This is a genomic window from Dyella solisilvae (assembly GCF_003351225.1).
Lineage (GTDB): Bacteria > Pseudomonadota > Gammaproteobacteria > Xanthomonadales > Rhodanobacteraceae > Dyella > Dyella solisilvae.
This window is the reverse complement of the sequence record NZ_QQSY01000001.1, coordinates 977,331-989,298: the sequence shown is the minus strand read 5'-3', so window position 1 is coordinate 989,298 and position 11,968 is coordinate 977,331. Positions and strand designations below refer to the sequence as shown.

Here is an 11,968-nt window from a genome sequence, read left to right as displayed (position 1 = left end):
GGGCGGCGTACTGGTTTGCGATCGATGGCGGCTCATCAGTCCGGCGTAGGTCTGATCGAGGTGCTGGTGGCCGTGCTGGTGCTGTCCATCGGCTTCCTTGGCATCGCCGCACTGCAGGCGCGCTCACTGTCCACCAACAACAGTGCGATGGCGCGGAGCATGGCCACGGTAGCGAGCTACTCCATCCTCGACGCGATGCGCGACGACATCGTTAATGCGGCGGGCGGGGCCTACAACACCAGCAGCCCCATCAAGGCGAGCGCCTGCCCGGCGGCAGCAGGCACCTTGGTCAGCGCCCAGCTCAACCAGTGGTGCAAGGTGGACCTCGCGCCGCTGGGCGTCAGCGACAGCACGACCGGCACGATCAAATGCACCGCAGTCGCCACCACCAACACGGCCAACTGCACCGTCACCATCCAGTTTGACGACAGCCGCGCTGGCTTGGGTAGCAGCAACCAGCAGCTAGTCGTCACGCAGGCCATGCTATGAGCAAGCGACCCTTGATTTGCGCTCGGCAACATTGCCGTGCACCACTTGCAGGCGGCTTCACCCTGGTCGAACTGATGGTGGCCATGCTGCTTGGCCTGATCGTGATCGGCGGCGTCATGAGCGTGTTTCTCGCCGGCCAGCAGACCTACCGAGCGAATGAAGCATTGAGCGATGTGGAGAGCGGTTCGCGAACGGCCTTCGAAATGCTGACGCGCGATTTGCGTGACGTGGGCTTCACCGGATGTGACAACACCAGTGGTCGCGTCGCCAACGTGCTCAACAGCAGCGCCACGCTCTGGTACGCCAACTGGGCCGTGCCATTGCAGGGTTACGACGATGCCAGCACGGACCCCGCGCTGTCTTCACTGACTGGATTCGGCGCTCCGGTTGCTGGCATGAGTTCGGTGAGCGTCCTGGGCACCGCCCTTTCGGATGTGACGGTCGGTACCGCGTCCGGCAGCCCCACGAGCTTCAACATCAATGCGGCAAGCACGCAACTGGCTGCTGGCGACATCATCATGGTGTGCGATTTCGATCATGCCACCCTGCTGCAGATCGCCACGTACAGCGGCACGTCCGTGGGTTTCACCAGCGCCACCACGCCGGCGCCCGGCAACTGCTCGACCGGCTTGGGTTACCCCACCATCTGTACCAGCACGGGCAATGCTTACACCTTCCTGCCCAACGCGCGCATCAACCTGATGACGGCCGTTGACTGGTACATCGGCAAGAATCCTGTGGGTGGCTACTCGTTGTACCGGTTGCCGGTGACTTACAGCGCTGCCGGCGTCGCGGTGACGACACCGCAAGAAATGGTGCGCAACGTCACCAGCATGAAGATCTTCTACCTGCAGTCGGGGGGTACGGTCTTCTCCAACGCCACCACCGTGGCCGGCAACTGGGCGGCGGTAAATGCCGCGCAGGTCACGTTCACCCTGCAGAGCACGAACGCGCGAGCCAGCGTCAACAACGCCGCTCCCCTCGTGCGGCAATTCACGTCCACCACCACCATGCGCAACCGGGTGCTATGAGATGAGCGCGCCAAAGGTTTCCATGCAGTACCGCACCCGCCGGCCGTCACACGCAGCTCCCGCACAGCGCGGCATTGCGCTAGTCGTGGCCATGATCCTGCTGATCTTGATCACCCTGGTGGGGCTGGCGGCGGTGCACGGCACCATCATGCAGCAGAAGATGTCCGCCAATCAGTATGACCGTGAGCAGGCATTCCAGAGCGCCGAGGCGGCGGTACGCGCCGCGACCGCGCTGATCCCCACTTCGCCCACGCTCATCTGGCACAACTGCCAGGCTGGCGGCATCACCTGCCTGCCTAACCCGTTCAACGACTCGACCCTGACGTCGAACGACATCCATTCCGTTGCCCAAGGCACCACATTGGGCAACTACACGGCGACTTCGACGGCTGCCGGCCAGCCGCAGTTCGTGATCGAGAACATGGGCAACTGGGTGGACCAGACCACCAATACCGGCTTCGGCCAGACCGGCAACTCGCGCAACTACGGCGTGCAGGGCAACTCGGGCACGGCGGTGTTCTACCGCATTACCGCACGTAGCGGCGATCCGGCCGTGGTGGGTGATCGCGCCGTGGTCACTATCCAGGCCGTCGTCAAGCAGGGCTGATCCATTACCACGCTCACCGCCCATGGTTGGCTGGTGACAAACCGATCGCATTCAGGACAAACCGCGATGAACACGAAGCCACAAGCTCCGCGCCGCAAGGGCTCTGCCGCCATCAGGGCGCTGGGCACGATGCTGGTCGTATGGATGCTGGGTGCCATCTACATGCCTGCCTTGGCGGCGGTGACAGTGGATCAGCAGCCCCTGACCGTGCAGCCGACGATTCCGCCGAACATCGTGCTGATGCTCGACGACTCGGGATCCATGGCGTGGGATTACATGCCTGACTGGGGCTATTTGACGTCATCGACGGGCAACGGCAGTCCGAGCAACGATCAGGCACGCAATTCGGCGATCAACGGCGCGTATTACAACCCGGCCATCACTTACAGCCTGCCGCCCAAGGCAGACAGCACGGCAGCCGTACCGGATCTCTACCCGGCTTCGCCTGGGCTGACCAATGCCTACAAGGATGGTTTTACCGATACAACCGCGACGGACATTACGAGTTTTACTGGCGGATTTCCGTATTACCAAACGTACACGGTAACCGGCACCTATACGGCCACTGCGACGACGACCTACTCTTGCCCGAGTGGATATAGCTTGCGAGGTAGCAACTGTAAGCAAGGTAGTACCTCGATCCCGGCCACTGCGACTACGACTTATTCGTGTAACGGGACCGATCCACTGAGCGGAACCACCTGTACTGGCCAGATCAGCCAGAACTATTTCACCTACACGACGGGTAGCGGCAATACCGAAAATTACGTGGGGGCAACTGGCACCTGCGCATGGCTCTCGACAGCCACCCCGAAGGTCGGCAGCACATCGCAGTGCGATGATACCGCCGCTACGCAGCAGAACGTGGCCAATTGGTTCTCCTACTACCGCACGCGCATCCAGATGGCCAAGAGTGGTCTGATGACGGCGTTCTCCACCGTCGACAAAGGTTTTCGCGTCGGATTCGGATCGATCGACGGTGGCTGCAATCATGACGCCGACAACATCAAGGCGCCGACCTCCAGTTCATCTGCGCCCGCGCCGTATACGTACACGGATACCTTCGACTGCGGCAACGGCGGCTCTGTGACCAACAAGGTCGCCGCGGTACAGCCCTTTGGCGACGGCTCCTCCGGGAAGGACCAGAAGAATGTCTTCTGGACTTGGGCGGCTGCGTTGAGCCCGAGTGGTGGTACGCCGCTGCGCATGGCGCTGTCGCAGATTGGTCAGTATTACCAGACCTCGCAGCCCTGGACGACCATGTCGAGCGATCCTGGCTACGGAACCACCAGTCAGCCTTCGTACATCGCATGTCGCCAGGCCTACACCATTCTCACGACGGATGGTTTCTGGAACGAGACCTACAGTTCGTCGACCATCTCTGGCGCCAGCAACGCCGTGTGGCCAACCATTTCCGGTCCGAATGGTCAGTCATGGCCAACCACGGCTAACAGCAAGCCTGCGGCCCCTTACTCCGGTGGTGTTACGAGCAGCGAAGGCCCGTCCCTCGCCGACGTTGCTCTGTACTACTGGGAAAATGACTTGCAGCCCAGCACGAATTTTCCCAACGAAGTGCCAACCAACAAGGAAGATCCCGCTTTCTGGCAGCACATGGTCACATTCACCATGGGTCTGGGATTTACGCCGACAGGGATTTCGGGGTCGGCAACGATCGGAACCACCACCGATACGCCACCGACCATCAGCGACATCTTCAGCGTGGCGAATGGCACCGGAACACTGACGAGCTTCAAGTGGCCGACCCCCTCGGGTAAGAACAACGGCTCGATCTACAATATTTCCGACCTCGCCCATGCAGGTGTGAACGGTCACGGTGGCTTCTATTCCGCGACCAGCCCGTCGGCTTTCGCCAGTGGATTGACCGATGCCTTGAATCGCGCCGCTTCGCGCTCGGGCAGCGGCGCCAGCCTGGCGGCCAATTCCACCCAGCTCACCAACGGTACGGTGGCCTATCAGGCGAAGTACGAGACGGTGCAGTGGACCGGTGACTTGCTGGCCTTGTCGATCAACTCGAGCACGGGCGCCATCAGTTCGACGGCCAGCTGGTCAGCCGCGTCGATGCTGGTGGGCAGCGCCACGGTGACAGTCAACGGCAAGTACACGATCGACACCTATCCCAGCCGAACGATCTGGACCTACGTGCCGGGTACCGCGGCAGCCGGCAGCTTCGTGAAGTTCATTGACAGTGGCACTGGCAGCAGCGCGACGCCGCCGGCTCTTTCCACCACTCAGCTGGCGGCGCTGGGCAGCTCGACGACCGCCCAGGCCGCGATGGTGAACTACCTGCGCGGCGACAACACGTCGGAGCAGGTGAACAGCGGTACCTTCCGCACGCGCAGCACGCCGCTGGGGGACATCGTGGATTCGCAGCCGGTGTATTCCGGTGCGCCCAACCCCAACGAGTTCGAGAACCAGGTGTTCGTTGGCACCAGCAACACCGCGACCACCGGCAACAACTCCTTCCAGGCGTTTGCGGTGGGCACAACCAGTGGCACGACCACCACGGCAAGCGCCGCCTCAACTCGTACCGCGCTGGTGTTCGTGGCGGCCAACGACGGCATGCTGCATGCATTCAATGCCAGCACCGGCGCGGAAACCTACGCCTACTTGCCGGGTGCGGTCATCACCGCGGGGCTGAAGAACCTGTCTGATCCCACCTACGGCTCGGTTGCCACCACCACCGTGACGCACCAGTACTACAACGATGGTGAGCTGACCATTGCGGATGTGTACTTCAATTCCAACTGGCACACGGTACTGGTCGGCACCACGGGGCGCGGTACGGCCAAGGCGGTCTATGCACTGGACATCACCGACCCCAACAACATCACTCCGCTGTGGGAGCGTTCCGCTGGCGACGGTCAGACCAACAGCAACTATATCGGCCAGATGGTGGGCAAGCCGGTGATCGCCAAGGTGCAGGATGGCACCGACAACTCTGACTGGCAGGTGCTGATCGGCAACGGCTACAACAGCAACAGCGGCACGGCGGCGCTGCTGGAGTTCAATGTCGCTACGGGTGCGCTTAGCGTGCACACCACGGATGCGACCGCTTCCAATGGTCTCGCGGCGCCGGTGACGTGGATGGACAACCCGGCCAATGGCACCAGCACGGAGGCCTATGCGGGTGATCTGGCTGGCCGAGTGTGGATGTTCCCACTGGTCGACGTGACGACCACCACCACCGGCAGTGGCGCCACCCAAACAACCAAGACTACTTCTACGGGCGATTTTACCAAGGCAGGCACCAAGGAATTTACCGCCACCGATCCGAGCGGTGTCGCGCAGCCCATTACGTCCGGCATGCTCGCCGGGCGCGACCCGATTACGGGCAACGTCTGGGTGTTCTTTGGCACCGGCGAGTACCTGACCAGTGGTGACACCACCAATAAGCAGGTACAGAGCTGGTACGGCGTGATCATGCAGGCCGGAAAGAACTCGGGGACCTTGCCCAGCCTGCCGGCGACCACGCTGGATGGCAGCCTGGTGGAGCGTTACGTCATTTATGAGCAGGATGGCAATACCAGCGCCACGCCGCCCACCCTGGGTGTACGCGCGGTGACGACGCTACCTGTGCCCAGCGACATGCCCGGCAAGCTCGGCTGGTACATGAACCTGGAACAGCCCACGACGGACAGCAAGGGCAATGTGGCCGGCTATAACGCACAGGGCGAACGCATGGTCACGCCCAACCAGTTCCAGGGCAACCTGCTGCTGGGCACCACCCGCATCCCGACGGCGGCATCCAATGCCGATATCTGCAACTCGTCGGGCAGTGGTTGGGTCATGGCCGTCGATCCGTTCACCGGCACCAACCCGAGCGGCAACTTCTTCATGGTCAACGGCAGCGCCGGCTCGGTGACGTTGCCCAACGGAACGGTCGTGGCTGCGGCAGGCGTGGGCTTCAGCTCACTGCCGAACAACCCCATCTTCGTGGGTGGCGACATGCTGATGAGCTTCGACAACGGCTCGACGTCCAGCCTCAACACTTCGGGCGCTTCGGGCATGCCGCAGCGCGTCTCCTGGCAGGAACTGGTGAACCCATGAGCAACGTCTTCATGAACAGACACGACCGGATCGACGGCCGTTCGCAGAGGGGCTTCACCTTGGTGGAGCTGATGATCGTGGTGGCGATCATCGCGATCCTCGCGGCGATTGCTTACCCCTCCTACATCAAGTCGGTCACCAAGACCAACCGGGCGGCGGCCGAAGGCTGTTTGTCCCAGTACGCGAATTACATGGAGCGCTACTACACCACCAACATGAGTTACTCGCAGGCCCCGGCCAGTTCGGGAACCGCGGCTGGCGTGCCCAACCCGATCATCGGTGCGACGCCCTCATTGGTGTTGGATTGTGCAACGTCATCGCAGACCGGAAGCAACTACGCATACACCGTACCGGCATCTTCATCGAGCGCTTACACCATCCAGGCCACGCCCATCGGAACGCAGCTCAAGCGGGATACGCAGTGCGGCGCGCTGACGGTGACTCAAACGGGCACGCGCAACATCACGGGCACGACGGGTACCGTGACGCAGTGTTGGGGCGGCTGAGCACCTGGCGACCGTTCAAGCTCGGCTCTCCATCCATGGCCTCAGCGGGTTGTGATAGACGCCTGTGAGGAGTAGCACAGCGCCACTGCCCAAGTCGGTGGCGCTGTGGCGTTGCATCGCGGTGTCCAACCAGAAAGGCAAGCGTCGCTTGCTCAGGCAGCGCCCCAGCTAATGCGCGGATAAGAACTCGGCGATGCCGACGCCGTGAGTGACCGGGCCGTCGCGGAGCAACTGCCGGGATGCCTTTGACTGGTGATACAGGCCATGGCATGCCCGTCGAAGATGGGTGGATCAGCGCGCTGAACTCGATGCCAGTGGGTGGTGCGGCCCCCGTCGTGGTCCGCCAAGTATTTAGGCGGCAAAATTGAGAAGAAGCCGCAATTGAATCGGGGCTGACAGCCTGGCCACGGGAGCGAACGAGGCAGTTTTGGTAGCCTTTTCGTTCTGGATCGGCGTTTGAGGAGCCCGGCGATGCGAATTCTGGTGATTGGGGCCGGCGCGACCGGCGGCTATTTCGGCGGACGGCTTCTGGAAAGCGGGCAGGACGTGACCTTTCTGGTGCGCGCGGCGCGCGCCGCCCAGCTGGCGCGGGACGGGCTGGTGATCAACAGCAGCCTCGGCAACGTCGTGCTGAGTGATCCACCGACGGTGCAGGCGGCTGAACTTCGCGGCGCATTCGATCTGGTGCTGCTCAGCTGCAAGGCGTATCACCTGCCGCAGGTGATGGAGGACATGGCGCCGGCGGTGGGGCCGCAGACCATGATCCTGCCCATCCTCAACGGCATGCGGCACCTGGACCTGCTGGACGCGCGCTTCGGTCCTGAACGCGTGCTCGGCGGGCAGTGCGTGATCGCGGCGACGCTGGATGCCGATGGCGTGGTGCACCACCTCAACCAGTCGCACAGCCTGACCTTCGGCGAGCGCGACGGCAGCCGCTCCGAGCGCGTCGAACGCGTACTGGCCGCCATGTCAGGCGTGCGTTTCGAGCCACGCTTGAGCATCACCATCCTGCAGGACATGTGGGACAAGTGGGTCTTCCTTGCCTCGCTGGCGGGCATCACCTGCCTGATGCGGGCGCCGGTGCGCGACATCATGGCGGCGCCCGGCGGCGAGCAGGCCACCCTGCAGCTGCTGGACGATTGCCGCCGTGTGGCTGAGCAGAACGGCCACGCGCCCAGCGAATCCGTGCTGGCGCGTGCGCGCGGCGTGCTGACCGAGCAAGGCTCTGCGCTCAGCGCCTCGATGATGCGCGACCTGGAGCAGGGCGGCCTGATCGAGGCCGATCACGTGGTCGGCGACTTGCTTGCGCGCGCGGGCCAGTCAGCCGAGTCGCTCATCATGCTGCGTACCGCCTATGCGCACCTGAAGGCTTACGAGGCGCGACGCGCCCGCCGCAGCTGAGGCTGCCGTCAATGGCTCTGCGGTGTGTTCGCCGGATCCTCAGCCGGACAAGAGGGCGGCCCCGACGGCGGCAGGCTGTACGCCATCAGGTTGCGCTGCAAACCCTGTTCTGGCGTGCCCCACAATTGTCCGCGCGCTGCGCAGTCAGAGGCGTAATCAAACAGCGCGCGCAGATGCGCCGGATTGAAGTCGATGAAACTGCCGGTGGGGTAGTCGGCGGGGATCGACGCCATCAGGAAATGGAAGTCCAGTTGGCGCGCCTGTGCGATCGTTTCCGCGATCACGACGCGGGTCTTGAAGGTGAGGCCGGCGCCAAAGCTCATGGTCAGAACGGGGATCGTTTCGAGTGGCGTGGTCCGTGGAAAGTGGTGGATCTGGCTGTTGACGATCATGTACAGGTTGGCGCCACGCAATGCGGATAGCGCTTCCGGGTGCAGCTCCGCGATGATCGGGGTGGTGAACACGGGCACGGTGACGCTGCCGTCCACATGCATCTCGTCGTAATGGCTATCGCCGACCCGCACATGGATGAGCACGGGCGGAAACATGCCTGGCACGCTGGCCGATGCCACCAGCACATCGCGGAAGGTCTCGCGCGCTATCTCGCCGCCGCGGGTGGCAATGGCCCCCATGTCCCATAGCATGGTTTCGCCCTTGTCCAGGTCGGTGGTCGCCACCACCAGGCGGCGCCCCTTGGCGTTCTCCCGGGCCACCGCGTCGATCATCTGCGGTGTCACGAAATGGTCGACCAGCTGGAAAAGCGTGCTCTGCCCGTGCCCCATCGGAAACAGCATGCGCGATATCAGCGTGCGGCTGGGTGAGCCGCCCAGCAGGCGCGCCGTGGCGTCGCCGCCCAGGGCCTGGCGCATGGCGTCGTCCCAGTCAGGGCCCAGGTAGGCAAACGGCGCCTGCAGGGCGCCGACGCTCACGCCGGTGACCAGTTCGTATTGAGGGCGCGCATGGGCGCGGCTGAGGCCGGTGAGTGCGCCCACGCCAAAGGCGCCGCCGGCGCCGCCGCCGGACAGGGCAAGGATGTCGATCGTGCCATCGGAGGCGGCGTCGCGGATGCCCTCGAAGAACTCAGGCGATCGCTTGGCGAATTGCTCCACGTCCGAGGCGAGCAGACGTACGTTCTCCGTGTAGCCCTCGGGTACGGCGTGCGAGATCAGCCGTGGGGGCGCCGGGCGGCGCGTGACCGTGCTGCAGGCGGCGAGCATGGAGAGGATCAGCAGCAGGGGCAGGGTGCGACGCACGACTCCTCCCAAGAGCCCAGGTCCGTTTTGGCCATTGAGCCACGCCCAACGTGGATGGGTGGTGTGCGAAAACGATGCAGGAGGAACATCGGCATGGCAAGGGTGGGGTGGCGAGGGGCTCCGAGTGTTGTTGCAGCGATCGCGGCCATCGCTTCGTCATTCCTGGGACAACGGGGATCCAGTGCCTTTGGCGGTAACGTGAAGAACAAAGTCACTGGATCCCCGCTTTCGCGGGGATGACGGAGAGGGGGATGGGATTCAGCGATGGACACCGTCGTTGCGTATCTGGTCAGAGCGGCCCCCTTCACCGCGTCATTCCTGCGAAAGCAGGAATCCAGTGCCTTTTCGCAGGCGTGCCACAACAGATGCGCTTCGACGGAGCCGCCATAAAAAAGGCGCCGTGCTTGCACACGGCGCCTTGAACACAGTCACGAAGATCGTGCGTGACTTACCAGATCTTCACCTGCTTGTCGCCCGAGCGAACCATGGCGTCGCCCGGCTTGCACTGGAACGCGCTGGCGAACGCGTCCATGTTGGACGGCGCGCCGATCGCGCGCAGCGAGGACGGCGCGTGTTCGTTGGTGTTGATCTGCAGGACGAGCTGCTTGTCGCGGATGTTGCCACGCCACACGCGGGCCCAGTTCAGGAAGAAGCGCTGGTCCTGGGTGTAGCCATCGATTTTCTCGCCGGCTTCCTGCGGGTTCTTCTTCAGCGCCATCTGCAGGGCGTCGTAGGCGGAGTTGAGGCCGCCAAGGTCGCCGATGTTTTCGCCCAGCGTCAGCTTGCCGTTGACGTGGATGTCCGGCTGGCCCGGAACGGGTGCGTACTCGTTGAACTGCTGCACCAGCTTGTCGGTGCGTGCATCGAACTTCTCGCGATCGGCCTTGGTCCACCAGTCGGCATTGTTGCCTTCGCCATCGAACTGACTGCCCTGGTCGTCGAAACCGTGGCTGGCCTCATGGCCGATCACGGCGCCGATGCCGCCGTAGTTGATCGCGTCGTCGCCGTTGGCATAGAAGAACGGCGGCTGCAGGATCGCGGCGGGGAAGTTGATGGTGTTGTCGGTCGGGTTGTAATAGGCGTTGACCGTCTGCGGCGTCATGCCCCATTCCAGGCGATCGGTCGCCTTGCCGATCTTGTTGAGGTCGTACTGGTAGTTGAACTTGGCGGCAGCCATCACGTCGCCGTAGTAGTCGCCCTGCTTGATGTCCAGGCCCGACCAGTCACGCCACTTGTCCGGATAGCCGATCTTGGGCAGGAAGGTGTTCCACTTGGCGATGGCCTTTTGCTTGGTCTCGTCGCTCATCCAGTCGAGGTTTTCGATGCGCGCCTTGAGGGCGTTGCGCACGTTGTCGACCAGCTCCTTCGCGCGTTCCTTGGCTTCCGGCGTGAAAACCTTGGCCACGTACAGCTGGCCCAGCGCTTCGCCCATCGACGAGTTCACGCCGCCCAGCACGCGCTTCCAGCGCGGCTTCTGTTCCGGCTGGCCGGCGAGGGTCTTGCCGTAGAACTCGAACTTGTTGTCCTGGAACGCCTTGCTCAGGAACGGCGAGGCGTCGTCGATCACGTGGAAGCGCAGGTACGACTGCCACTGGTCGACCGGCGCGCTGGCCAGCAGCTTGTCGAACTCGGCCATGAACTTCGGCTGCGACAGCGAGAAGCCCTTGTCGATGGTCACGCCCTGCGCCTTGAAGAATTCATCCCAGTTGAAGTGCGGGGTGAGCTTGTTGGCTTCGGCCACGGTGACGAAGTGGTACTCGTTGGCCGGGTCGCGCATTTCCACCGGGGTCAGCGAGGCCTTGGCCAGTTCGGTTTCGAACGCCAGCACCTGGGCGGCCTGCTTCTTGGCGTCGGCCTCGGACACGCCGGTCAGCTGCAGCGACTTGGCGATGTGGTCGAGGTAGGCGTCGCGAATGTCCTTGTACTTGGGATTGAGGTAGTAGTCCTTGGTCGGCAGGCCCAGGCCCGCTTCCTGGGTGTAGGCGATCTGCATCTTGGCGTTCTTGAAGTCGGCGCTGGAGCCGAACTCGAACACCTGCATGTCGCCCTCGGCGAAGCTGTTGTCGAGGTAGGCGGCCACGTCCTTGCTGCTCTTGAGCGCGGCGATGGCGTCGAGCTTGGGCTTGATCGGGTCGAAGCCGGCCTTTTCGATGGCGGCCTCGTCCATGCCCGCGGCGTACAGATAGCCGATCTTCTGCTCGATCGAGCCAGCCTGGGCGCCGGCGGCGCCCTTGGCGGCGGCGTCGACGATGTCGTGCTGGGTGTTGAGGCTGTCCTCGGCCAGCTTGTCGAAGGCGCCCCAACGGGTGCGGTCGTTCGGGATCGGGTTGGCGGCGACCCACTTGCTGTTCACGAAGCCGTTGAAGTCGTTGCAGGCCTGGATGTTGTTGTCCAGCTCGCTCACGTCAAACACGCTCTTGGGCGCGACCGAGGCGGCGGCCGTGGTGCTCGCGGCGGCCGGAGCCGGGGCGGTGCTGGCGGCGGCCGGGGCCTTCTCGGCCTCCTCGTGCTTGCCGCACGCGGTGAGCGAGAGCGCCAGGCTCACGGCGAGCGCGATGGGCTTCATAAACGGCTTGGTCATGGAGTTCTCTCTGGGTTTCCATAGCCCGTATG

9 protein-coding genes are annotated in these 11,968 nt (G+C 63.5%); 6 read left to right on the top strand and 3 right to left on the bottom strand.

The window, feature by feature from the left end; genetic code table 11:
- The first annotated feature begins 24 nt into the window (after positions 1-24).
- The 5 genes from pilV to DVT68_RS04350 all read left to right on the top strand — a co-directional run bounded on the left by pilV (position 25) and on the right by DVT68_RS04350 (position 6,701).
- On the top strand, positions 25-489 hold the full coding sequence (gene pilV / locus DVT68_RS04370) for a type IV pilus modification protein PilV (RefSeq protein WP_114823794.1): 465 nt from the start codon (positions 25-27) through the stop codon (positions 487-489).
- Positions 486-1,520: a prepilin-type N-terminal cleavage/methylation domain-containing protein gene (locus tag DVT68_RS04365; RefSeq protein WP_158543452.1), complete on the top strand. Its 1,035-nt coding sequence runs from the start codon at positions 486-488 to the stop codon at positions 1,518-1,520. The genes pilV and DVT68_RS04365 overlap by 4 nt, the downstream gene beginning before the upstream one ends.
- 1 nt (position 1,521) lies before the next feature.
- On the top strand, positions 1,522-2,127 hold the full coding sequence (locus DVT68_RS04360; protein ID WP_233523337.1) for a pilus assembly PilX family protein: 606 nt from the start codon (positions 1,522-1,524) through the stop codon (positions 2,125-2,127).
- 66 nt (positions 2,128-2,193) lie between these two features.
- A complete protein-coding gene (locus tag DVT68_RS04355) occupies positions 2,194-6,195 on the top strand; it encodes a pilus assembly protein (RefSeq protein ID WP_114823792.1) in 4,002 nt (1,333 codons plus the stop codon).
- Positions 6,192-6,701: a type IV pilin protein gene (locus tag DVT68_RS04350; RefSeq protein ID WP_325050412.1), complete on the top strand. Its 510-nt coding sequence runs from the start codon at positions 6,192-6,194 to the stop codon at positions 6,699-6,701. Before DVT68_RS04355 ends, DVT68_RS04350 begins: the two co-directional genes overlap by 4 nt.
- A 15-nt stretch (positions 6,702-6,716) precedes the next feature.
- Here DVT68_RS04350 and DVT68_RS20855 read toward each other — a convergent pair whose 3' ends face one another.
- On the bottom strand, positions 6,717-6,842 hold the full coding sequence (locus tag DVT68_RS20855; RefSeq protein WP_158543451.1) for a hypothetical protein: 126 nt from the start codon (positions 6,840-6,842) through the stop codon (positions 6,717-6,719).
- A 330-nt stretch (positions 6,843-7,172) separates the two neighbouring features.
- Here DVT68_RS20855 and panE point away from each other — a divergent pair, with 330 nt between their 5' ends.
- Positions 7,173-8,102: a 2-dehydropantoate 2-reductase gene (gene panE / locus DVT68_RS04345; protein ID WP_114823791.1), complete on the top strand. Its 930-nt coding sequence runs from the start codon at positions 7,173-7,175 to the stop codon at positions 8,100-8,102.
- An 8-nt stretch (positions 8,103-8,110) separates the two neighbouring features.
- Here the strand turns inward: panE and DVT68_RS04340 are convergent, their stop codons facing one another.
- Positions 8,111-9,355: a patatin-like phospholipase family protein gene (locus DVT68_RS04340; protein ID WP_233523336.1), complete on the bottom strand. Its 1,245-nt coding sequence runs from the start codon at positions 9,353-9,355 to the stop codon at positions 8,111-8,113.
- Positions 9,356-9,803: 448 nt separating this feature from the next.
- Entirely contained in the window at positions 9,804-11,936 is a 2,133-nt protein-coding gene (locus DVT68_RS04335; RefSeq protein ID WP_114823790.1) for a M13 family metallopeptidase, read from the bottom strand.
- Positions 11,937-11,968 lie beyond the last annotated feature (32 nt).